This is a genomic window from candidate division Zixibacteria bacterium HGW-Zixibacteria-1 (genome assembly GCA_002838945.1).
GTDB lineage: Bacteria > Zixibacteria > MSB-5A5 > GN15 > PGXB01 > PGXB01.
Genome location: PGXB01000006.1, coordinates 48,001 through 73,509, shown reverse-complemented (window position 1 = coordinate 73,509; position 25,509 = coordinate 48,001). Strand labels below are relative to the sequence as shown.

At 48.3% G+C, this 25,509-nt stretch carries 16 protein-coding genes; 8 read left to right on the top strand and 8 right to left on the bottom strand.

The features are described 5' to 3' along the window. Positions 1 to 161: 161 nt before the first annotated feature. Positions 162 to 1,391 carry a heterodisulfide reductase gene (locus CVT49_04130; protein ID PKK84325.1) on the bottom strand — a complete coding sequence of 410 codons (1,230 nt, stop codon included), beginning with the start codon at positions 1,389 to 1,391 and terminating at the stop codon, positions 162 to 164. A 523-nt stretch (positions 1,392 to 1,914) separates the two neighbouring features. Here CVT49_04130 and sat point away from each other — a divergent pair. The 5 genes from sat (at position 1,915) to CVT49_04105 (ending at position 6,825) form a co-directional block, all read left to right on the top strand. Then, entirely contained in the window at positions 1,915 to 3,138 is a 1,224-nt protein-coding gene (gene sat, locus CVT49_04125) for a sulfate adenylyltransferase (GenBank protein PKK84324.1), read from the top strand. 47 nt (positions 3,139 to 3,185) lie between these two features. Continuing rightward, positions 3,186 to 3,626, top strand: a complete 441-nt coding sequence (aprB, locus tag CVT49_04120) for an adenylyl-sulfate reductase subunit beta (GenBank protein ID PKK84323.1) — start codon at positions 3,186 to 3,188, stop codon at positions 3,624 to 3,626. A 21-nt stretch (positions 3,627 to 3,647) separates the two neighbouring features. Further along, positions 3,648 to 5,570: an adenylyl-sulfate reductase subunit alpha gene (gene aprA, locus CVT49_04115; GenBank protein PKK84322.1), complete on the top strand. Its 1,923-nt coding sequence runs from the start codon at positions 3,648 to 3,650 to the stop codon at positions 5,568 to 5,570. A 140-nt stretch (positions 5,571 to 5,710) separates the two neighbouring features. Next, on the top strand, positions 5,711 to 5,989 hold the full coding sequence (locus CVT49_04110) for a hypothetical protein (GenBank protein ID PKK84321.1): 279 nt from the start codon (positions 5,711 to 5,713) through the stop codon (positions 5,987 to 5,989). Then, entirely contained in the window at positions 5,986 to 6,825 is an 840-nt protein-coding gene (locus tag CVT49_04105) for a zinc/iron-chelating domain-containing protein (GenBank protein ID PKK84320.1), read from the top strand. The genes CVT49_04110 and CVT49_04105 overlap by 4 nt, the downstream gene beginning before the upstream one ends. Positions 6,826 to 6,858: 33 nt before the next feature. Here CVT49_04105 and CVT49_04100 read toward each other — a convergent pair whose 3' ends face one another. Beyond that, positions 6,859 to 7,551: a hypothetical protein gene (locus CVT49_04100; GenBank protein ID PKK84319.1), complete on the bottom strand. Its 693-nt coding sequence runs from the start codon at positions 7,549 to 7,551 to the stop codon at positions 6,859 to 6,861. A 661-nt stretch (positions 7,552 to 8,212) separates the two neighbouring features. Here CVT49_04100 and CVT49_04095 point away from each other — a divergent pair. From CVT49_04095 to CVT49_04085, 3 genes are read left to right on the top strand one after another with little or no spacing between them, the layout of a single operon-like run. Further along, positions 8,213 to 9,547, top strand: coding sequence for a hypothetical protein (locus CVT49_04095; GenBank protein PKK84318.1), 1,335 nt, complete (start codon positions 8,213 to 8,215; stop codon positions 9,545 to 9,547). An 8-nt stretch (positions 9,548 to 9,555) separates the two neighbouring features. Further along, positions 9,556 to 10,677, top strand: coding sequence for a hypothetical protein (locus CVT49_04090; protein ID PKK84317.1), 1,122 nt, complete (start codon positions 9,556 to 9,558; stop codon positions 10,675 to 10,677). Between the two features lie 19 nt (positions 10,678 to 10,696). Further along, a complete protein-coding gene (locus CVT49_04085; protein PKK84316.1) occupies positions 10,697 to 12,454 on the top strand; it encodes a hypothetical protein in 1,758 nt (585 codons plus the stop codon). Between the two features lie 141 nt (positions 12,455 to 12,595). Here CVT49_04085 and CVT49_04080 read toward each other — a convergent pair whose 3' ends face one another. From CVT49_04080 to nadE (CVT49_04055), 6 genes are all read right to left on the bottom strand, one after another. Then, positions 12,596 to 19,207, bottom strand: coding sequence for a hypothetical protein (locus tag CVT49_04080; protein PKK84315.1), 6,612 nt, complete (start codon positions 19,205 to 19,207; stop codon positions 12,596 to 12,598). Between the two features lie 420 nt (positions 19,208 to 19,627). Beyond that, a complete protein-coding gene (locus tag CVT49_04075) occupies positions 19,628 to 21,181 on the bottom strand; it encodes a hypothetical protein (protein ID PKK84314.1) in 1,554 nt (517 codons plus the stop codon). A 196-nt stretch (positions 21,182 to 21,377) separates the two neighbouring features. Continuing rightward, the gene (gene nadE, locus CVT49_04070) at positions 21,378 to 22,391 is read right to left on the bottom strand and encodes an NAD(+) synthase (protein ID PKK84313.1); all 1,014 of its coding nucleotides are present in this window, start codon (positions 22,389 to 22,391) and stop codon (positions 21,378 to 21,380) included. Between the two features lie 23 nt (positions 22,392 to 22,414). After that, a complete protein-coding gene (locus CVT49_04065; protein PKK84312.1) occupies positions 22,415 to 24,001 on the bottom strand; it encodes an AMP-dependent synthetase in 1,587 nt (528 codons plus the stop codon). Positions 24,002 to 24,070: 69 nt separating this feature from the next. Continuing rightward, positions 24,071 to 24,334: an acyl carrier protein gene (locus CVT49_04060; GenBank protein ID PKK84311.1), complete on the bottom strand. Its 264-nt coding sequence runs from the start codon at positions 24,332 to 24,334 to the stop codon at positions 24,071 to 24,073. 68 nt (positions 24,335 to 24,402) lie between these two features. Continuing rightward, positions 24,403 to 25,371, bottom strand: a complete 969-nt coding sequence (nadE, locus tag CVT49_04055) for an NAD(+) synthase (protein PKK84310.1) — start codon at positions 25,369 to 25,371, stop codon at positions 24,403 to 24,405. Positions 25,372 to 25,509: the final 138 nt, after the last annotated feature.

The window sequence follows — 25,509 nt, the reverse complement described above, 5'->3', positions numbered from 1 at the left end:
GTTAAAAATTCGCCTGTCCGCTATTTCCGGGTATCTCGGAACAGGCAGGTCGGCCGGGTAATCCCGGGCCGTTTTAAAATACAATTTAAATTGGACTTAGGCAAACGATATTTACCCGGCCGGCAATAGCCGGCCTGTAATAAAGGCAATCGGCATAATTGCTATTTCCCGGCTGTCCGCCCGATACTTCGCGCATAAACCAGTGCCAGGGTGCGGTAAATCATATGGGCGAATTTCGAATAAGGCATATACCATAGCAGGAAAAAGACCACGACCAGATGAATAAAATAAACAATATAGGCCAGCATAGGCACCCCGGTCAATCGAGTTGCCCAGGACAGCATGCCGGTCAAGCCGACCAGAAAAAGCATATACAGGAAGAGATAATCGGCATAGCCGTTGGCCCCGACATTGTCTCGGTTCTGCCAGCGCCTGACAATCAGCATGCCACCGCCGATTACCAGGGCCAGACCGCTCAGACCGCCCAGTATTTTTACGGGGTGAGGCAAATTAACCGGTAAATCAAAAAAGGCGCTTAACTGCTCCAGACCGAGAAGATGCAGATAATGAGGAATAAATATAAAAACAAAAACCGCCCCGGTGGTGATCATGGCGCCGATAAATCCATAGAAAAGCAGAAGGTGTCCCAGGGCGCGGGGCTTATTGGTATCACAGTCGTAGAAGCTGGAATGGGCAAGAATTCCCTTTACCGTCAAAATCAGCGCCTTCATAAAGGACATCTGCGACTGAAAGCCGCTTGATTTCAGCCCTTTCCAGAATCTTACAAAGCCAATGGAAGCAAACAGAAAAATAATAATATTTCCTACTACGAACAAAGCATCGACAAAGCTATGTCTGAGAAAGTAGTCAAAATCTATTGTGCTGCTGCTCAGATACAGGACGTCGCCATTCGGGCCGATTTTGGGCATAAATAATATGGCGAACACAAGAATAAGAACCGGTACCATTAATAGGATCGGCAGGGCCTTTGGTGAAGCTACTGCCCTGCCCATAAATGACGGGAAGGCGAACTTTTTATACATATAGGATCTGATGGCCGCAAGAACATCACCCGGACGGGCGCCGCGGGGACATTTCTGCGTGCAGTCATTGCACTGAAAACACATCCAGATATCCGGATCAGCCATCAAGCGGTCCGTCTGGCCCCATTGTGCCAGAAGCATCTCCTTACGCGGAAATGGCTTTTCGGCCGGAGAAAGGCTGCAAACCACCGAGCAGGTGGCACACTGGTAGCAGCTTTTGACAGTGTCTCCCCCGGCTTTTCTGACATCGCGTATAAATTGAAGATTGGGTTCTATTAACTGCCCATTGGCCACTACACACTCCTTATCTGATATCTCTCCATCTTTGGTTGGTAAATCGGCAATAATGCCGGTTTACCCGATTAAAAATAGGCACAGGCATCAAATATGTCAAGATTTTTTGTTATTTTTTTCACAAAGTCAGTTAAGTTTTTCACAAATAGTATCGAAATCTATTATAAGAGAGGCGGTGAATTTAATATTACTAATTTAGTCATAAATTCGGACATTTAATTGAATTTGGGGCAACTAGACATCGACGCAGCCTATTGGGAGGAAAAGGCTCACCATGAAGCCACAGCCCGGTCCGGCACCATCAGGGGATCACACTCAAAACGTTATCCCTATGAACTATTTACAGATAGAGGGCAAAGCTCGAATCCTGCCAGCCACCCTTGATAAATCGATTGAAAAATGATACAAAATAAGGGCAAAAAACGCAAAAAAATGGCTTTTACCTCTTGACAAAGCTTGTGAAAAAAGTTACATTCTATGCTGTGTGAATAGATGACAAAGCTTGTGAATTATATCACAATTAATGCAGAATTGAAATTTTAGTTTACTGATAATTAACACAAAGCAGGTAAGAATTATGTCAAAACTAATTTCTCCACATGGAAGCGACACGCTGAAGATTCTGCTTCTCGAAGGAAAAGAGAAAGAAGCTGAATTGAAAAAAGCGCAAGGATTACCCAAGGTGGTAATGGCTTCTCGCGAAACCGGTGACCTCATCATGATGGGCATCGGCGGGTTCACTCCCCTGGAAGGTTTCATGGGACAGGCTGACTGGAAAGGTGTCTGCCAAGATATGAAAATGACCAATGGTGTCTTCTGGCCGATTCCCGTGACTCTCTCTCACGACAAGAAGATCGATCCCGGCACGGAGATATGCCTTGTCTCCGGCGAGACAAATGAGATTATGGGTACGATGAAAGTCTCCGAATCGTACAAGATCGACAAAGAATTCGAATGCAAACATGTTTACAAGACCACCGACATGGAGCATCCCGGTGTCAAGATGGTCATGGCTCAAAAAGAGTGGAACATCGCCGGAAAGGTCAAGGTTCTTTCGGAGAGTTATTTCCCCAAGGAATTCAAGGGCATTTATCAGACTCCCACCGAGAGCCGCAAAATTTTCGAAGAAAAAGGATGGAAAACAATCGCCGCCCTGCAACTGCGTAATCCCATGCATCGTTCCCACGAATATCTTGCCAAGATTGCGGTTGAAGTCAGCGACGGTCTTTATATCCATCAGCTGGTCGGCAATCTTAAGCCGGGCGACATTCCGGCCGAGGTTCGCGTCAAATGCATTGACACCCTTGTCGAGAATTATTTCGACAAGAACCGTGTTGTGATGGGCGGTTACCCGCTGGATATGCGTTATGCCGGACCGCGTGAAGGTCTCCTCCATGCTCTTTTCCGTCAAAACTTCGGTTGTACGCACATGATTATCGGCCGTGACCATGCCGGTGTCGGTGATTATTATGGTCCGTTTGATGCACAGGAAATCTTCTTCAAACTGTGGGACGGCGCTCTTGAATGCAAGATGCTTCCTATCGACTGGACATTCTGGTGTTACAAGTGCGGTGGTATGGCTTCAATGAAGACTTGTCCGCATGGTAAAGAAGATCGTCTGTTCCTGAGCGGCACCGCTCTTCGCAAGGGATTATCCGAAGGCGGCGACATCCCCACCGAGTTCAGTCGTCCCGAGGTTCTGGCCATTCTTCGCGAATATTATGCCAGCATCAAGGAAGAAGACAAGGTTGAAGTCAAACTGCATGGCCATGCGACCGGCGATGCGGATAAAAAGAAATAATAAATACATCACGAAGCTGATTTATAAACTCAGTTAGGAGGTAGTTAATGCCTAGTTTTGTGAATCCCGAAAAATGTGACGGGTGCAAGGCACTGGACAAAACCGCGTGCCAGCATATCTGTCCGAATGATCTTATGGTTCTCGACAAGGACAAAATGAAAGCCTTCAACAGAGAGCCGGAGATGTGTTGGGAATGCTATAACTGCGTCAAGATCTGCCCTACCCAGGCAGTCGAGATCCGCGGTTATGCCGACTTCGTGCCATTGAATGCTTCGGTTACCCCGCTTCGCAGCACCGACAGCATCATGTGGACGGTCAAGTTCCGTAATGGAATGTTGAAGCGATTCAAATTCCCGATCAGAACGACTGAAGAAGGCAAGGCTAAGCCGGCCGGTGGTTACGGCACTTCTCACGGTAATTTGAATGATCACATTCTGGCCCAGGAGCCGGAAGCACTGAAACTGTCCGAAGTCTATACCATTAAGTAAATTTCAGGAGGTTGGATAGTAATGGAAAATTTTGAAACTGTTGAAATTACCACTGACCTGCTGATACTTGGCGGTGGTATGGCAGCCTGCGGTGCGGCCGTCGAGGCCAGCTATTGGGCGAAGAAAAACAATCTTAAGGTTACAGTCGTCGACAAGGCGGCCATGGATCGTTCCGGTGCCGTCGCTATGGGACTGTCGGCCATCAACCAGTATGTCGATCTTCCCAGCGGCAAGAATACCGTAAAGGATTACGTTGACTATGTCCGCATGGACCTGATGGGTATCACCCGTGAGGATCTGGTGGCCAATATTGCCCGCCACGTCGATTCCTCCGTGCACCTGTTCGAAAAATGGGGACTCCCCATCTGGACGGATGCCGATGGCAAATATGTGCATGAAGGCCGCTGGCAGCTGATGATTAACGGCGAATCTTATAAAGTCATCGTCGCTGAAGCCGCCAAGAACGCTTTGGCCGAAGCCGGCGGTGAGTATTTTGAACGTATCTTCATCGTTGAGCCGTTGCTTGACGGCGATCGTGTCGCCGGCGCCGTTGGCTTCTCGGTTCGCGAGAACAAATTCTATGTCTTCCGTGCCAAAGCCACCATCGTATCCATGGGTGGCGCGGTGCACGTCTTCAAACCGCGCAGTACCGGTGAAGGTCTCGGCCGCGCCTGGTATCCGCCGTGGAACTCCGGCTCATCGGCCTATTTCACCATTCGTGCCGGCGCCGAAATGACCAGCCAGGAAGTTCGCTTCATCCCGGTTCGTTTCAAAGACGCTTACGGTCCGGTTGGAGCCTGGTTCCTTCTGTTCAAATCCCGTGCGACCAACGCCATGGGCGGTAACTACATGGTCGAACGCACCGACGAGCTCCTGAATTGGAAGCCGTACGGTCTGGTCAAGCCGATCCCGGCTAACCTTCGTAACTGGCTTGGTATGCTTGACATCAAGGATGGCAAAGGCCCCATCTATATGAGGACCGAAGAAGCTATCCAGAAGATAGTTGCCGAGGCCGGCGATGAAAAAGCGGCCAAGAAGAAACTTAAAGAACTGGAATCCGAAGCCTGGGAAGACTTCCTTGATATGACCATTTCGCAGGCCATTCTCTGGGCCGCCACCAACGTGGAGCCGGAGAAGAAAGCTTCCGAAATCGCCGCCGCCGAACCGTATTTCATCGGTTCTCACTCCGGCGCCTCGGGTGCCTGGGTCAGCGGTCCGGAAGACATCCAGAGCAAGGACACCAAGAGCGAGTATTTCTGGGGCTACGATCATATGGCCACCGTCAAAGGTATGTTCTGTGCCGGTGATGCCTCAGGCGCCTCCTCGCACAAGTTCTCTTCCGGTTCGCATGCGGAAGGCCGCATCGTCGGCAAGGCAGCCGTTAAATTCGTCCTCGAAAACAATACTCTGCCGAACATCAACAAGGCCGAAATCGATAAACTCAGAGACGCCATTCTGAAGCCGCTGAAGACCTTTAAGGACAATCAGGGCGCTTCCACCGATCCCGACACCAACCCGAACTACATTATTCCCAAGATGTTCATGTTCCGTCTGCAGAAGATCATGGATGAGTACGTCGGCGGTGTTTCGTCGCAGTTCTCCACCAACGAAATGCAGCTCAACCGCGCCCTCGAACTGCTTAACTATCTCAAAGAAGATGCCGAGCAACTGGGAGCCCGCGACCTGCATGAACTGATGCGCTGCTGGGAAAATGTTCAGCGTATGTGGCAGGCTGAAGCTCATGCCCGGACCGTCTTGTTCCGTCAGGAAACCCGTTGGCCCGGTTATTATTTCCGTGCCGACTTCCCGAAAATGGACGAGGACAACTGGCACTGCTTCGCCAACTGCAAATGGCATCCTGCTAAGAATGAATGGGAAATGATCAAACGCCCGATGCTTCATGTCTATCCTCAGCCGAAAGAGCATGAACTTCTCGGTGGCTGATCTTAAGCCCGTCCGATAATCGCTTATGCGAACTCCTCCAGGCGCTGTTTATCAGGCGCCTGGAGGTTTTTATTAAACGGATTGACTTTTGGTCGCCGACTGTTATCTTACGATGATTATGGGGCTGTTAAGGAATGAGTATGACTGAAAAAACGTACAATTGTCCGCACTGCCAGACCAGACTCGCCCCCTGGACCGTTCCCGAAATGGTCTGCTGGGGGTCAAAAGTGCAATTCGTTTGTTTTAACGATGAATGCCCGTATTTCGTCAAAGGCTGGGATTGGATGCGCTCCAAATATGAGGTCAATGCCTCATATCGGTACCGGCTTGATCCCGAAACAGGTGAAGAAGGACCGTTGCCGGTCTGGTCCAGGGACGCCCTTAAAGATGGTATAATAGTTGATCAGGAGAAAAAATGAGAGAAATCGAAAAATTCAAAGAGCATATTTTGAAGGAATATCCACGCTTGAAAAAAGAGGATAAATTCACTTTTTCATGCCATAAAAACGTCCCCTGTTTCAATGCCTGCTGCGGCGACGTCAACATATTCCTTACTCCCTACGATATTATCCGGCTCAAGCAAAATCTGGGTATTGCTTCAACCGAACTTCTCAAAAAATATACCATCTCCCCTTTTGACAAGAATCTTCACTTCCCGGTACTCCTTCTCAAAATGAACGACGATGCCAAAAAAAGCTGTCCCTTTGTGGCGGAACAGGGTTGTACCGTGTATCCGGACCGCCCCTGGGCGTGCCGGATGTATCCGCTCGGACTGGCCTCGCCCGGTGAAGATGCCGGCGATGTCAGTGAAGAATTCTATTTCCTTCTGAAGGAAGATGTCTGCAAGGGTTTTAACGAAGACAAGGAATTCACGGTCGCCGAGTGGCTGGAAAATCAGGGTATCGAAGAATATAACGAAAACGGCGAGTACTTCAAGGAAATTACGACGCATCATTTCTTTCGGGAGGGGAATAAACTTAACCCGCAGCAGATTGAAATGTTCTTTACCGCCTGCTATGATATTGATCGCTTCCGCAGATTTGTCTTTGAAAGCAGCTTTTTTAACAAATTCGAAGTTGATGAAGAAACAAAAAGTAAAATCAAGACAGACGATGTCGAGCTGTCGAAATTCGCGGTTAACTGGCTGCGATTTGCATTTTTTGGAGAAAAAACCGCGAGTATTAGAGAGGATGTCGCAGCAGCTAAAAAAGAACAGCTTAAGGATAAATTAAAAAATAAAAACAGCGGCAAGTAGCCGCCGGTAATTTAATATTATCGTTAAGGCAAGCTAAGGCTGATCCCCGCCTCCTGTCCCGGTGCGGGGATTTTTATTTTGGCTGATTTTCTCCGCCAGATCGCTGATCTTCAAACTCAGTAAAGTCCCTGATTCTATTTCATAAATATCAACGAGATGGTCGTCGTCGGTTAAAAGGTGCGCCCCCTCTTGTGCGGCCGGGTTGTCTATCAATGCCAGTGCCAGCAATGAGGCCCCTCTTATTTCATGATCGGGACTTTCCAGCGATTTTGACAATTTTTCTTTTATACCGTCAAAAATATCGGGATTGTACTCGGCGATTCTGGCAATAGCCAGCCGGGTTCCCCTTTCAAACGGTTCTTCGCTCAGAAATGAAGCCAAAATGGGGCAAAACTCCCTACACAGATCAGGGACATTGAATAGAATCTCTCCAATCGCCTCAGGCGCATACCAGCAAATATTTCCGGATTCATCGTTCATCGTCCAAAAGAGGCGACGAAGCAATTCCCTGACATTTTCGAGGTTGCTCCGCGCTTCGACAGCGGCCACCTTGCCCAGAACCTCTGCCGCCCGATAACAGTTCACTTTTTCCGGTTCGAACAACAATGAAATCAAGACGCGGAAGGCCGACCGATCGGCCGTTGCCCAACGAACTATTCCCTCATTATCCCGAGCCACAAGCATTTCGCGAACCAGGTGCTTCTTTTGTCGAAATCCCATTCCCATTGAATACCAATCTCTTAAAAGGTATTTGACATCTATAAATGTACTGAAATCGATTTATAATGACAAGGCAAACTTTGCGGTAACATCAGACAGCCGCGTGAATTGAAGAAAGATATTTCCGTACTCGGAAATAGGCTTCTTCTGCATTGGAAAGAAGCGAGCATATTTGGCTTGACATTAGAAAAGATTAGTATAAATTTAATAAATAAGCGGGAGGTAGGTAGAGAGCGCCTTAACTGCAACACAATATTTTAACACTTGAACCCGAGATTCTTGCCGATTTTTGGGTGTAGATATTAGGTCTGCGCCTCGCAAATTTGATCCTACCTGTCTTGATAAGTTATTTGGATATTTGTGCTATGCAATTTTAAAACGCAGCATACTGTCAACAGTGAGGTTGCGTGAGTCAACATTAAACGCATAACTGCTAGACATCGTTGAGGAGGTGAGACTGTGATTTACCTGATCGACCCAAGCGAAATTACGAAAAGCGGTTGCAAAAAGCTGACCTGTGACACTTATGTACCGCCGGTCTGCAAGGATGTAGTGTATCCTCTCTATGGTATTGATCCAGTACCCATTTGATTAGAGTAGTTATGGGATACGGAAGGCGCTTGTCGTCCTTCCGTATCCGTATAATAATTAAGGGATTAACTTGCCGATGAAAAAGGTATCAAAATACAATCATATCCTGCCATGGCACAATGGTTATCATATTGCATATAATGCCCGTTCCGGGGGATTGGCTCTCCTTACACCTGAAAATGTAGCTGTCCTGGACAGGCTTTATTTAAAACTCAAGGAGAATGGCGAAAAATCATTGTCCGAAAACGAGCAGACTCTTCTTGGGCAATTGATGTTCGGAAACTTTGTATATGACGATCCGAGAGAAGAAATTGATATCTTACATTTCCAGCATATGATCGATCGTTATGACCAGACGGAACTCGGTATGACCATTGCGCCGACAATGGCCTGCAATATGGCCTGCGCCTATTGTTACGAGGGTAAGAAAGAAGGTCTTATCTCCGATGATGTCAGCAGCGCAATATATAAACTGCTGGAAGAGCAGGGGCGCTATCTCAATAGATTCGGCGTTATCTGGTTCGGAGGGGAACCTCTGCTGGCCCATCGGAAAATCGAACAGATGTCTGAGAAATTCATGTCTCTGGGCCAAAAGCATGATTTTGATTATACGGCGCAGTTGATTTCCAACGGCCTTCTGTTGACGCCTGATTTGGTTGACAGGTTTGCGGATTTAAAAGTCGGCAGCGTTCAAATAACCCTTGACGGTCCTTCAAGACTCCATAATAAGAAACGACCGTTAAAGAACGGTGGCGAGAGTTTTGCCAAAATCGTAAATAATATCAAATACGCCGCCGGGAAAATGGCGGTGGCCATACGTGTCAATATCGATATGACCTTCACGTCCGAAATTATTTCGGAGATGCTGGAGGAGCTTTCCGACGCCGGATTGAAACACCGCGTCGGGTTGTATTTCGGAATGGTGGAACCGGTATCCGAAGTCTGTGGAAATATCGCGGAAAGCTGTTACAGCAACCGTGATTTCTCGAAACTTGAAATAGAACTTTATTCCCTTTTACTGGACAGGGGATTTTCCATAAATTATATTCCTCGGCCATGCGCCTTTCATTGCATGGCGCAGACGATCAACTCATTTATAGTCGATCCCGAGGGGGATTTGTACCGATGCCTGGGTTACACCGGCAATAAGGAAAAATCGATGGGTAATATCGCCGATAAAATTGATTACAGCCATCCCAATTTTACCCGGCTCTTCGACTTCGACCCCTTCAATGATTCCACCTGCCGGGAATGTGATATTCTGCCGATCTGCATGGGCGGCTGTCCCTCGCGCCGGCAGGATCGCAAACTTGCCCAGGAAAATTTGTGCGGGACCTGGAAACACAGGCTTCCGGAAATGCTTGATATAATTGCCCGCTCCCGGCAGCAAAAGGCCAAGAGCACAGTATAGGAGTAGATATGACGGAATTCAGATTTTATCCCAAGGCTGTTGTCTGGGAAATAACTTTTGCCTGTAACATGAGATGCCTCCACTGCGGGACCTCGGCCGGAAAAATCCGCCCCGATGAGCTCTCGAAACAGGAAGCATTTGGACTTATCGATGAGCTGGCGGCGCTTGGCTGTGAGGAACTTACCCTGTCCGGCGGAGAACCGCTGCTGCGCCCTGATTGGCGGGAACTGGCCGCCCATGTTGTGGAAAAAGGGGTGAAGTCATATATTATCTCTAATGGTTATGCCGTTACAAAAGATATTATCAATGATTTCAGGCAGCTCGGTTTCACCAATGTCGGAGTGAGTTTCGACGGGACAGCGAAAACGCATAACTATATAAGGCAACGTGATGACAGCTGGACGAAGGTTGTTCGGGCCATGGAAATGATGACTGAGGAGGGTGTCCCATATTGCGTGGTCAGTCAGATTTCGAATATTAATCTGGATGAACTGGACGCCATGCATGACATATTAGTCAAAATCGGGGCTAAACAGTGGCGGATACAGATGACCACCAGCACCGGCAGAATGAAAGACCGTCGAGAATTGGTCATGTCGCTTGAAAATTATCCCCGTTTTATCCGCAAAATCATCGACCTGAAGAAAGACGATCGCGTCCAAATCAATGCCGGTGAAAATATAGGTTATTATGGCTGCATGGGCTATGATTTGCTTGGGAAGAATAATGTATATTTGGGTTGTTATGCCGGAACAAGGGTGGCCGGTATTTGCTCCAACGGCAATGTCAAGGGATGCCTGTCGATGCAGGAGCAGTTTGTTGAAGGTAATATTCGGAACTCCTCATTTACCGAAATATGGAACAATCCTAACGGGTTCGCCTACAATCGCAAGTTTACCAAAGAGACCGCCACCGGTTTCTGCCATGATTGCCGCTATCTTCCGCTTTGCCGCGGCGGCTGCACAACCACTTCGGTTTCGGCCAGCGGGGAGCGTGCTAATAATCCATTCTGCATATATCAAATTGAAAAGCAACAGGGTATTAAATGTGAAGATCCTTCCAACATCTCTCAATTGCTTGAAAATATCAGAGAAACCGAAGAGGAAATGAACAAAGTCCGGCAGCCGTAATATATGTGCCGCACCCGATATGAAAATTGAAAAACAGACAATAGTGCGTCTGTGGGGTTATCTTAAGCCGCATTGGCACCTTGAACTCCTGACTCTCATAATCATGGGGTTGATTGCTGCCCTGGTCTTGGCGATGCCGCTGGCCGTCAAGTACCTTATCGACGATTTAATACCCTCATTAACCGCCCAGGCCAAAAATGGAATAGATGTTATGCCCGTCATCTATTTCGGGTTGGTGCTTTTGGGAATCTATCTCTTTAATGTCATTTTTTCATATATCCGGGATTACCTGGTAGGATACATCGGCGCCAACATTATCGCCAGAATGCGCTCGCAACTTTTTGGCCACCTCGAAATGCTCACCCTTGATTTCCATCAGAGTCATCAGGTCGGCGAAATGATGTCTCGAGTACTGTCCGATGTTCAGTACATACAGAGTCTGCTCACCTCTATCCTTCTGGTGTTCCTGACCAATATCATGATGCTCGCGGCGATTTCGATTTACCTTTTTATGACCGACTGGATTCTGACCTTAATAGCCATTATACCGGTTCCCCTTACTTTCCTGCTGGCCCTGAAATTCGGATCCAAAATACACTTAATAGCGAAAAATCTACAGGAGACCGTTGCTTCGTTCTCAGCTAAGCTGCAGGAATCATTTCTCTCTATTAAGACGGTGAAAGCATTCAGCCAGGAGCTGGCGGAAAAAAAGAAAGTCGACACAGTTCTTGAGAAGATGACAAAGCTTTATATAAAACACAGTGTGACTAATTCTCTTACCGTCAACCTTGTCAATTTTGTCAATATGACCGGGCCCATTGTGGTTCTCTCCTGGGGAACTTATCTGATTGCCGGCGGCTCGATGAAACTGGGCGCTCTGATTGCTTTTTATATGCTTCTCTCCTATCTGTACTCTCCGATACAAAATATCGCCTCGATCCATGTCCAGGTGCAATCGACCATGGCTTCCGTCAACCGTTTTTTTGAATACATGGATATTTCTCCGGCAGTTACCGATCCCCCGGAACCCGTTATTCTGGAAAAGGCCAAAGGTCATATTAAAATTGACAACTTATCATTCGCCTATAATACCGGCAGCCCTGTTTTTGAAGCGCTCCGGCTCGATATCCGCCCCGGAGAAAAAGTCGCCATAGTGGGACCGTCGGGTTCGGGCAAAACAACCCTGGTAAATATTCTGATGCGCTTTTTCGAGTTCCAATCAGGCAATATAACGATTGACGGAATCGATATTCGGAATATTTCTCTTAAGTCCCTTCGCGGCAATATCGGTCTGGTCGATCAGGACCCATTATTGTTTAAGACAAGCATCTATAATAATATTGCTTATTCTTTTCCCGAGGCGAGTCTGGATAAAGTTATCGAAGCTGCCAAAATTGCGAACATTCATGATTTTATTTCATCTCTTCCCGAGCAATATCAGACCGAAGTCGGCGAGCGCGGCGTCACCATATCCGGAGGCGAGAAACAGAGAATCTGCCTGGCCCGGGCGATATTAAAAAATCCGCCGATTATCTTTCTTGATGAGGCAACCTCGGCGCTTGATTCAAGATCCGAACATCTTATTCAGGAAGCATTAAAAGAGATCCTCGCGGATAAGACCGCCATCATCATTGCGCACCGTCTCTCCACCATTCAACATGCCGACAGAATCATAACACTCGACAAAGGCAAAATTATCGACGAAGGCCGGCATGAAGAGCTGATGGTAAGCTCTCCCCTCTATCGCGAACTTGCCAAGCACCAGTTGAAAATGTAGGTACTGTTAACGTCCCGATCCCCGAATATTTCCATACGGTAATGATATTTATTGATTACAAACTCTCTGAAACATAAATGACACAAAAAATATGGCCCCCAATCGGGGGCCATTTTAGCTTGCCTCTCTTTTATCAAATCCCTATTTCAAAAGAAGCATTTTTCTGGATGCCGAGTATTGGCCGGCTTCGGCTTTGAAGAAGTATATCCCCGAAGCCTGATCGGAGGCATCCCACTGAATCTTTACCGTACCGGCTTCATTGTGGCCGCTGAATTCCGCGATCTTGCGTCCGGCAACATTATAAATATCGATTGTCCAGTCGGCTGCAACCGGCATATTCATTTCAATATTGGTGACCGGATTAAACGGATTGGGATAACCGGTCAGACTGAATGTAGCCGGCAGGAATTTCGCCTGACAGGCAATGCCGTCATAATCGGCCGCGTCAATCGAGACGACTTCACCGTCGGTAACCAGGATTTCGCCGCTGAACGAATAATCCTGAGTGAAACTGTAAATCAGGACGTTGGTGTTGACGCCGTCGAAATTATAGGCCATTTCCATATGCGAAACGTCTTTGCCAAGAACCACTTTGGCATTGCCCTTGATAACGATATGGGCGGCGCCCAGCGGCTTTTCAACGGAAACCACACCATTCTGAATGCTGAATTCGGCCTTGACATGAGGGGCAACCTTAGGAAGCGGCAAAGCGTCCCCGCAGATAATGCGGATTAAATATACAAGATCGGATACGGTCAGGATGACACCGTCGCCATTGACATCCGAAGCCGCTCTCTGCCCTTCGACGTTGACATTAAATGCCTTTGTGCCATAGACAAAGTAATTCGTAAAAACAACGGCATCGGCAATCTCATTCGCAACCCCATTCAGGTTAAGGTCGCCCGGTGCATCGATACTGTCGGCGCAGATGATATCCACCCCGCCGAACACGAATTCGATACAGCGAACGGCGCTCGGCTTGAGCGGATCAGGATTAAGACATAAATCAGGCGCTCCGATATAAGGAATTCTGTTGCCTTCGGGATAATTTACATCATCTTCCTCATCCCAGATTACATTTCCGAGGAAATCGTAAACAATGTTGTTTACGTATAAAATCTCTCCATTCATACCGGAAATGGCATTATCACCGCAATCATTCCAGAAGAACGATATGGGCACATACTGGCATTCGAAGGTTCTGTCGTTCGTGACAAGGAATCGCATGACGGCCAGCTCATACTCGGCCCCATCGGGCGGCCCGTAACAGAGTGGACTATGAGCGCCGTTATTCATTTCCGCAATTGCCACGATCCTCAGTAATCCCGAGGGACAGGCGCTTCCGCAATTTCCGTTTACCCCGAATCGGTAGGTGAAATACTCCCACTCACAATCTTCAATCCATGCGCCTGCCGTAACCGACACCGCACTGAGAGCCGAGGCGTCATAGGCAATCAGGAAGTCAAACCCCTCGAAGTCATAGGTGCTGTTTTCTATCGTAATCGAAACATTCTCGAAATAACCCTGGAAAGTATTGTGGGTCTTTTCGATTCTGACAATCGGGCAGCTGGAGACCTTCTTAACAAAGACCTCCGTAAAGCAGGAACTGGTGGCGCCGCATTGATCAGTTGCTGTCAACATAATAGTATACATGCCCATGGCATCAGCCGTGAAACAAACCGAATTGCCGTCAAACGTGCCGGAAATGCTCCCGTCGCCATCCGTCACGGTAACCGAGCAGTTGGTCAGATTGCCGTCAGGATCACTGCAACCGAAACCGGTGACACAGATTTCGGCCGGAAGCTCAAAGACATTTTCAGTTTGGAAACCGGGACAGGTAACAAACGGCGCATTATTCAAAATCGCATTGACCGTGATTAGAGCCGTATCCGCCGCACCGCATTCGTCGACCGCAATCAGCTTTATGACATTTACACCGTTGTTGGGTGTAAAGCAAATCACACCGCCGGAGAGCACGCCGCCGACAGCATAGCAACTGGCCAGATTGTCATCCGAATCAGTGCAGCCAAAACCAGTCAGACAGATTTCCTCGCGGGTGCATTTAAATACCGTTGTGTCGAAATCTACCCCTGCATAAGGCGGATTATTCAAAGTAACCAGCACCTCGGTTGTGCAGGAATCAACTTCACCGCATTCGTCCTGAACAATCAGGGTCAGAATATTGACGCCCTCGACCGGAGTAAAGCGGGCGATATTGCCGTCAAGCGTTCCGCCGGCAAGATCGATCGTTGCGATATTATCATCGGGATCGCTGTATGTAAAGCCGGCCAGGGCCGTATCGGTCAGGGCACAGAGGAACATTGTCGTATTACCCGGGCAGGTCGCAACGGGCGGCGAGTTTTGAGCCTGGGTTATTGTCTGCAGACAGAAGGCGGCATTATCGCAATGATCCGCCGCCGTCCACTTCCTTATGATTGTGGTCCCGGATAGCGAATCGGTATAGCTGACTATCGGACTTGGGTCGCAATTATCACTGATTGTCGGATTCCCGGTAACGCCGGGATCGGTCGATCCGCTGCACCCCACGACATAAGCGCCCGGACAAGTAATTACAGGCGGTGTCGTATCCACAACGGTGATGGTTTGCTGACATTCAGCGAAATTGCCGCTGCCGTCGGTTGCTTTCCACGTACGCGTTATGACTTTCTCCTGAGGACAACTTCCGGCCGATTCTGAATCGGTCTTTGTAATAGCCGGATTCTGATCACAATTATCAGTGGCCGTCGCCGAACCGGTATTGGCCGGATCAGTCGAAGTCCCACATTCGACTGTGATGCTCGCAGGGCAGGTTATAACCGGTGGCGTACCATCGTCAACCGTGATAGTTTGCGTGCACTGGGCGCTGTTGCCACAGGCATCGGTCGCGGTCCAGAGTCTGGTGGTGACACCGTTATTTCTGGTATCGGAGAAAGTTATTATCGGAGAAGGATCGCAATTATCGACTGCCGTCGCATAACCGGTGTGATCCGGATCGTTCGGCTGGCCGCATTCAACCTCGACACTGGCCGGGCATGTAATTGCCGGCGGCGTGGTATCGACAATGGTAATTGTTTGCTGGCAAATTGTCGCCGAATTACCGTCGGCATCGGTCGCAATCCATGTTCTTGAAATAGTCTTCTCCTGTGGGCAGTCGCCCGGAGTTTCACTGTCGGAATAAGTAACCACAGGATTAGGATCGCAATTATCTTCTGAGGTGGCCTGTCCGGTGGAGGATGGGGCCGAAGATTGATCGCACTGTATTGTCATATCGGGAGGACAGGAAACCAGCACAGGAGGCGTCGTATCTTCGAAATTAATCAGCTGCTGGCATGAAGAACTATTGCCGCAGGCATCCGTGGCCGTCCAGGTGCGAACGATATTTCCGCCGTTGTCGACATCGGAATATGTCAACGCCGGCGCCGAATCACAATTATCGACCGCCGTAGCCATACCTGTGTTGGACGGTTCAATCGATTCATCGCATTCAATAGTAACATCGGCGGGACAGGTGATCACCGGTGCGGTATCATCCACGACCGTGATGACCTGTTGACAACTCGATCCACTGCCGCCGGCATCGGTGGCGGTCCACGTCCGCGTTATTGTCTTCTCCTGCGGGCAGCTTCCGGCAGTCTCGCTATCGGTATAGGTAATCGACGGACTGGTATCGCAATTATCGGTGGCTGTCGCTGAACCGGTATTGGGTGGAACGGTCGAAGCATCACAGGCAATGGTAACATTGGCCGGACAGGTTATGACCGGCGGGGTCGTATCGTCAACAGTGATCGTCTGAGTGCACTGGGCGCTGTTGCCGCAGGCATCGGTCGCCGTCCAGAGTCTGGTAGTGACACCATTATTTCTGGTATCGGAATAGGTTATTATCGGCGAAGGATCGCAATTATCGATCGCCGTGGCATATCCGGTACTCGACGGATCAGTCGGCTGGCCGCATTCGACCTCGACATTGGCCGGACATGTAATCGCCGGAGGCGTGGTATCGATAACGGTTATTGTCTGCTGACATATTGTCGCCGAATTGCCGTCGGCATCGGTCGCAATCCATGTTCTTGTAATGGTTTTTTCCTGCGGGCAGCCACCCGGAGTTTCACTGTCGGTAAAAGTGACTACCGGGCTGGGATCACAATTATCGCTAGCCGTGGCCATACCGGTTATGGACGGCGCCAGAGATTGGTCGCACTGGATGGTCAGATCCGGAGGACACGAAACCAGCACAGGAGATGTCGTATCTTCAAAAATTATCAACTGCTGGCATGAAGAGCTGTTGCCACAGGCATCGGTCGCGATCCATGTCCGCGTTATTGTATCCCCAAAATTATTATCCGAATATGTTATTTGCGGTGAGGCATCACAATTATCGACCGCAGTAGCTAAACCGGTCACTGAAGGATCAATGGACCCATCGCATTCGACAGTCGCAGTCGCCGGACAGGTAATGACCGGAGCAATATTATCTTCCACCGTAATGACCTGTTGGCAAGTCGCAAAATTACCGGCATCATCGGTCGCCTTCCAGGTCCTTGTAATCGTCTTCTCCTGCGGGCAGCTTCCCGCCGTCTCGCTGTCGGTATAGGTGATTACTGAATTGGCATCGCAATTATCGGTGGCGGTTGCCGAACCGGTATTGGACGGATCAGTTGAAGCATCGCAGGCAATGGTAACATTAGCCGGACAAGTGATAACAGGCTGTGTAGTATCATCAATTGTAATTGTTTGTGTACACTGCGAACTGTTGCCGCAGGCATCGGTTGCCGTCCAGGTGCGTGTAATCGTGCCGTTATTGGCCACATCCGAAAATGCCACGACCGGAGCCGGATCACAATTATCAACCGCTGTGGCTGAACCGGTACTGGTCGGATCTGTGGATTCATTACATTCAATTGTTATATTGGCCGGACAGGTAATAACCGGAGCCGTGTTATCTTCCACCGTAATGATCTGCTGGCACTGAGAGACCGCCCCACAATTATCTGTTGCGGTCCAGGTTCGTGTTATGGTCTTTTCCTGGGGGCAGCTTCCCGCCGTCTCGCTGTCGGAATAAGCAACGACCGGAGTCGGGTCGTTGTCATCGGTGACAGTGGGAGAGCCGGTATTCGAAGGATCGGTCGAGGCATTACACTCGACAGAGATATTCGCCGGGCAGGTGATAACCGGTGCGCTGTTGTAATTAACCGTAATATTGACCGTCCCGGAACATGCCGCGCCGCAGGCATCGGTGCAGATAAAACCGGCGCTGTAAACGCCCGGACCGGTGGTCGTGAAGGTCCAGTTACCGCCCGAAAGGGTTCCCGGGCCGGTGGTCTTGGTGCAACCGACCAGATTACCATTAACATCGGTCGCCGAAACCGGGAAACTGAAAGTTGTATCGCCGCATACAAAATAACTGCCGTCCGCGGGCAGATTGCACACCGGCGCATTATTATAAGTAACCGTAATATTGACCGTCCCGGAGCACGCCGCGCCGCAGGCATCGGTGCACGTAAGACCGGCGCTGTAAACGCCCGGACCGGTGGTTGTGAAGGTCCAATTACCGCCTGACAGGGTTCCCGGACCGGAAGTCTTGGTACAACCGACCAGATTACCATCGACATCGGTCGCCGAAACCGGGAAACTGAAAGTTGTGTCGCCGCAAATGAAATAACTACCGCCTGAGGGTAAACTGCATACCGGAGCATTGTTAAGCGCCACTGTTACGACTGTTTCACAGGTGTCCGCCAACCCTGTTGAATCGGTCGCAATCAATGTTATCGTATAAGAACCCGCTCCGGTCGGAGTGAAACATACTGTCCCGCTGCTGAGAGTCCCGAGCGAAACCACGATCGATTCCAGGTCGCCATCCGGATCGGCCGCGCCAAAACCGGGAATACACACAGAACCCAAACTGCAGAGAAAAACCGATGTATCGCCGGGGCAGGTCGCCACCGGAGGAATTCCGCCGCAGGCCGGAGAAGAATAATCCAGCACTACGTCCTCGCAAACATTTGCAGTTGATAACGCTACCCTCTCTGTGGGATCGCAGGCGCTGTTGGGAGGCTCATAGCTGTACGGCTTGTCTTCGCCGCGGAATTTAACTCGAATTGTATAGGGGTCTTCATTATCCGGCAAAACGGTGTTAAAACATGCAACGCCGTTTTCGTCGGTCCAGACAGTATCATCGGCTTCCTGGGAAACATCAACGCCGCAGGTGCCGTCGTTTATGAAAAACAAAATCGGCCGGTTAGGAAGCGGCTCATAGACATTGCGTGGACAGCGCTGATAAAGTGCCACACAATATTCGAACGAATCACCCGGACAGAACGGATCTTCCATATTTGTCAAGGGAACCAGAATGGTATTGGCATCGGCAAATATTGTGGTTGCAATAAGCCCCGATGTTTGACCCTGGGCTGTTACCAGCAGAGTCTCCGACAATGCATCCTCGGGGACCACCCAGTATGTATCGAAAATACCGTAGCTGTTGGCCACTGTATTCCAGGGATCATAATCGGGCGTTGCAGGGGTATTTCCATCATAATGCGTCACCTGCACGGTGACAGTCTCATTGGCCCAGAAGTCGGTTCCTGTTATCAGTACCGTGTCATCCGGGGGATAGTCTGTCTTATCGGTGAAGACAGTTGCTGCATTAAGCTGTGCACCAATAAAAAATCCGAAAAGAAGCAGCATGATTGAAAGCCACAATCGTCTTCTCTTTTCGGTTCTAAGGGTGCCTGGCGGCGGACAATAGCGACAATGCATCAGTTACCCTTTCTCGAGGTCGGTATTTGTTTAGTAATTTCTGTTCAGAACCAAACGACTTATTTATTGTGCCGAAATATAAGTATAACTTTATCTACTATAAATAATAAACGCTTCTTTTAAGATTGCAGATATTAAACTCTGCGTTACGTATGTAAACCGCTGGTATCTTATTGTAAGAAATACCCTTACACTTATTTAATAATATGAAATTTTTGGGCTTTGGCAACAAAAAAATGAATAAAAAACTGTTTTTTTTTATTAGTTGCAGGAATTTGCAGACCAACGACTTATGCAGAATTTTGCATCTTAATCATTACGATAAATCAATCCAGCTGTGCTGCCGGCACAATTTATTGTGGCATAATGAAATAAGATATTATTTCAAGTCTTTTCTGGGGGGGTGCAGGAAAATAAAGATTAACTGCCAAGCTTTAACTTCTTTATCGATTGAATCTGCGGAATGACGCCAATAACAGGGAATCCTACCAGTTGCTCGACCTCTTCTACCTTTCGGAATGATTTGTCGAACATCTCGGTCAAAAGCACGGCGCCGCCGCCGATGGCTATACCCAGCAGAAAACCGAGAACAATAATCTTTGAGCGCTGAGGTTTAAATGGCTCCAGCGGCACCTTGGCCGGTTCGATAACCCTGTATTTTGCCTCTCGCAATAAGGCCTGAGATATTTGAGAGCTTTCCTGCTGTGATTTGAATTTATCGCGAAGATCCCGCGCTGCCACGATCTCCCTGTCAAGCTGATCAAGCCTGGCCGCATATTCCGGATTCATGCCTATTTTGCTGTTCAGGTCGGCCAGGGCCAGTTTAAGATGATTGACCTTGGAATAGGTGACATCCAATTCGGTGCGGATGTTAAATAAACGCAGCAAAAGGTCGCGGACGGAGCTGTCATAATTATTGAACTGCTGCCCAACCAGGCGCTTGTGTTCATCCTCGATGTCCCGCAACATCCGATATAGCCGCGTCTTGTAATTCAGGATTTCGGGAGCGCTCCAGGTATATTTGATCATTAAATTGGCTACGGTCTCGAGATGATCGGAAATCTCCTTATTGAGCCTTTTCAGATTGTCCGATTCGGCCAGGACCAGATTTCTGGCAGCCAGACCGGCTTGTTCGGAAAGTTCCGTAATCAGGCGGCGTTCCTCGGCCTTGGCATCTTCAATGTCAAGGTTGGAGCTTTCGATTTCAGAGCTTATCGCCTTGATGTTTTCATCGGAAGCAACCACCTCGTCGAGTTGAATTTTCATGAACCCCTTTTCCAACTCGGTCCTAGCGTCTATTTTATCATTAAGATCCTTTTCGTATTTGGCCAATTGTTCATACGAGAAATCCTGGGACATTCGGACCACCCCGAGTTCCTGTTTCATCTTTTCGGCCATGAAAACTTCGCTCAACGTCTGGGTCATGTCCCGGGCTATGAAAGGGTCGGTTGACTGTACCGTTATCATGATCTGGTCTTTGCCGGCATATGTAACAACAATTTTATCCCTGAGCTTATTAGTAAGAATATCAAGTTTGACCTGGTCAAGCGCTAATTCGGGCTGTGCCGCCAGGACCTTTCGCGCATCCTTTTCAAGAGTCGGATCCTGGTCCAGTTTCAGCCTTGTCGCCAGTTGACTGATAAAAGGCGACGAGGTGATCTCGTTCTGCATACTGTTTAGTTCAAGTTGTTCGTCATGCATGGAGCGATAGCCCTGCTGGCCGCTTCCAAGCATCTGCTGCAACTCGCCCGACAGCTTAACTGGGTTTCCCAGCCAGAGAATCGCCGAGGATTCATATTCGGGAGTAATCAGGTATGAGCCCGCAAATGTAACCGCTGTTACCAATATTACCGGGAGAAAGATGAGCCACTTTCTGCGCCAGACTATGGCTAATATTTCAGTGACATCGAACATATTCCGACTCTGGTCAGGAATCTTATTATTTTTATTATTTTTCTTCTGGTTGTTATTCAACGATGTCAGGCCTTTCCGCACCGAAAATCAAATTTCATTACTTTAATTCGGCAATCGCTCCGAAATCATTTTAAACTGAACAAAGGAAAAGGTTCCCTTTTGCTTTTAATAAAATCAGTCCAATCAGTTTTGTAAAGATAAAAACCATCCAAAATTACCAGAAATAGACAAGATTGCCTACTCCGTATAAAATCAATCAAACCGTCGGCTTGAGTGCCTTCCGATCTGTATATTTGATCCAGTCGCGCTCGATTGACCCGGGAAGAACCCGGATATGTTCCGTCGAAGTGTGCTTTGACTGGAAGTCACGGAAGGCTCTCTTTACCTGCTCCTCGCTTAAATCAAGGACCTTGGCCGCTTCGAAGGCGCTGATACCATATTCCCAGGCGTATAGCAAAGGATCAAGAAGATGGAACGGCAGGCAGAAATAAAAATCGATATCAGAAACCGGCAGACTGAAAGTATCCGGGCTGGGTGTCCTTTCACGGATTTCGACCGGAACATCGAGATACTCGGCCAATTCGTAAATATTCATCTTGTAAAGATGCGAAACACATTCCACATCGGTCCCGCCATCGCCGTATTTGCAGTAATCTCCCAGAATGAATTCGGTCTTATTGGTCGTTCCCGCCACCATGTAATTGTATTGCTCTCCCCAATAATACAGTGCGATCATTCTTGACCTGATTTTGACATTAGCCGCGGCCGTTATGGCAAGTAACTGCTTCTTGGTAAGCCGTTTTTCCTGAACATTGCCTTTGCCATCATCGACACGAAGCGTGTAATAATTATAGCGGTCGACATCGAGGAGATTCTGTGGCAAATGGATATTGAATTTATGGTTCGGGCCGTAATCGGGAAATATTTCCTTGATAACCTTATCGCGGTTTTCATAGGCCTTAAAACTTGCAACATTAGCGGTCAGGTCAACTTTGAGATGTCTGATCCCGAGCTTGTTGATGGCTTTGAGGGCATATTCGGCCGAGATCGGATTGGATTCCTTCTCCGGCAATATCATACCCATGACATTTTCCTTGCCAACCGCTCTAACGGCCAATGCCGCCACGACCGCCGAATCGACGCCGCCGCTGACACCAACAATGATGCCGTCCCTTTTGGGAATTCCTTTGACCTGAGCGGCCAGAAAATCCTGAACCAGGCCGGCTTCATACTCCGGATCGGTCTTGATGATATTCTTTGAAAATTTCATTATTCACTCCTTGCTATAAAAAATCATACAATATTCTTGAGAAGCATCTTATTTACTTTGCCGGATTGATACTTGGGCAAAGCTTCCATGAATTCCACTACTTTGGGTGACTTATGATCGGCCAGCCGGGTCTTGCAATAAGTCTGAATTTCTTTGACGGAGGCTCGGCAGCCATCCTTCAAAACGACGACAGCCTTAATGGCTTCGCCCAATAATTCATCGGGTATGCCGAACACAGCCGTTTCCAGGACGCTCTCATGCTCGAGAAGACATTCCTCGATTTCTTTGGTGCTGACCCTGTTGCCGCCCGTCTTGATAATTTCCTTTTTACGCCCCGTTATATATATATACCCTTCTTCATCCTTACGCGCCAGATCACCGGTATATAACCAGCCGTCCCGGACAACCTGTTTCGTCTCCTCGGGCTGATTCCAGTAGCCCAGCATGACATTGTCGCCGCGGGTGATCAGTTCCCCTGATTCTCCGGGCGGAGATTCTTGACCGTTATCATCAACTATTTTTATCTCGACTCGCGGCACCGGTATTCCAATCGAACCGATTTTATCCATTAACCGCTCCGGCGGCAGCCAGGAAACCCGAGGAGCGGCTTCGGTCTGGCCGTACATGATATAAATCTCTTTATGCGAAAAGGCATTGATAAGCTTCCTGACAATTTCCGGCGCCATGGCCCCGCCTGCCTGCGTGAAATAGCGAAGGTGCTCCAGCTTTCGAGTCGGGAAAGTCGAGTTATTCAGCAGAATAATAAAATTCGATGGAACCCCCGAGAACCCGGTTGCCTTTTCCTTTTCCATGGTATCCAGAATCACCTCGGGATACAGGAATCTATTGTCAATAACCAGAGTACCGCCGATCAGAATATGCGTCAGCAACAGAGAGTTGCCATAAATGTAATAAAACGGCAGGATCACCATGATTTTATCTTTTTCGGAAAGCTTGAGATAATCGACAGTGGCAACCGTGTTGGAAACAAGGTTCCGATGCGACAACATGACCCCCTTGGGCGCCCCGGTACTGCCCGAGGTATAAAAAATCGCCCCAAGATCGGTGGGTGATTCGGATACCTTTGAGTACATTTCCTCCACAGTCGGCATTTTGCCTGTTGGTAACTCCGATGATTCGGAATGAATTTTATGGTCCGGTCCGCTTTCCAGTATTTCATCAAGGCCCGCCATTTTAATTCCGCTCCGTTCCGGCTTGATTTTCTTATTGGAAATAACCATTGTCAGAGAGGAAGATTCCCCGATAATTTTATCCAGATGCCTGACGAACTTCGACTGGAGAAACAGTATTTCCGCCCCGCAGTCCTTAATAATAAAGCCCATTTTCTCAGGCTTTAATGAAGTGTCGACAGGCACAGCCACATATCCGGCCCTGAAAATACCGAAGAAAACAGCGACATACTCTATCGAATTATCGAAAAGCAGCGCAACCCGCGAACCTTTCTTCAGATCAATTCCGCTGAGATAAGATCCGATTCTGTCGGCAAGGCCATAAAGTTCCCGATAAGTAATGCGGCGGTCCTGATGAACCATAGCGCAATTATCCGGAAATCCGGCGGCCCCATTTTCTAATATGCCAAAGATATTCATGGATTATTCACATTACTGGTTGTGATATGCGGGGAGTACCGATACCCGGGCAGCCAACTGCTCGAAATATCAGCCTGATTTCCTGGCAATAAATTTTACCAGTTTTGCGATGGAATCAAGATTGTCCGGGATCATTTCATTGTCCTCGATATTGATTCCAAATTCTGTTTCCACAAATGCGGTCAATTCCAGGACACCGGTGGAGTCGATAATTTCCTTTTCCATGAAAGAATCATTTTCAGCAATATTGCTTATATCACTTCCCACAAGGAATGTTTCGGTGATGAAATCTTTCAGCTTTTTCTGGACCTGAACCTGATCTGCAATGGCCATGTCTTCCCTTTCTATTCCTTACTTACCAAGAATACGTACTTATGAATTTAACGATTACAAATAATTGTCTATTCCACCTCGAGCGGTGGCATTCTTAAATATTCCGTCGCTTTAATTTTTCTATCAATATTCGCGTAACCGCGTTTTACCTGTTCGACCGACAAACCGAGCACACCGGCGGCCTTTTCCGGAGAAACATTATTCTCCAGTGCATGCCAGAGCATATCCATCCGGTAAAAATCCAGCCCGAAAAAGAATTCTTCCTGGGTGACTTCAGCGCTGTATGTGTCGGTGGTTGGTGTCCGCCCGATTATTTCTTTCGGAACGCCAAGGTACTCGGCCAATTGATAAACCTGGATCTTGAAAAGGTGAGCAATCGGCTTGAGATCGGCGCCGCCGTCGCCATACTTAACAAAAAATCCCTGCATATGTTCATCCTTGTTACCGGTGCCGGCCACCGCCCAGTTGCGTCTCTCGGCATGGTAATAAAGAGTGGTCATGCGAAGCCGCTGCTTGAAATTGGAGGCGGCCACAACCTGAAGATAGGCCGCCGGAGGCATGCGCTTTGATAAAATGGTCCCGTCCGGCTTTTCAACAACCAGGGTGAAGAAATTATAGGTATCTTTTTCGAGAATATTGGTCGGGATGGTGATCTTGCATTTGTCCTTTTCCTCATTAAAATCCGGAAAGACCGATAAAATAGCCTCGTTCCTTCTGGCATAGCAGCCCATTCCCTCCAAACCGCCTGAGATGGTCTCGACGGTCGTTTCAAACCCGAATTTGCCGGCCAGTATCTGCGCCAAATCCTTACTTTCACCGGCCGATTCCTTTTCAGGCATCATAATTCCCAGAACCTTTTCAGGCCCCAGGGCTCTGGCACAAAGGGCCGACACGACGGAAGAATCAATCCCGCCGGAAATACCGACGACCGCCCCGCCCTTTTTCATGGTGCCGCGCACCTGTTTGAGAATCAACTCACACAACTCAGCCGTAACTTTTTCGGCGTCAATACGAAGGCTGTTTTTATTAAAGTCCAATTTAGGGTCCCTCTTATGAGATTTTGACTATTTTTTCATTTTCAATAAAATTACATACGAAAATACATTTATAATATTGTACATTTAATCAATAAAAGCCAAAAAAAACCGACTTTTATGTTCATTAAAATATCAATA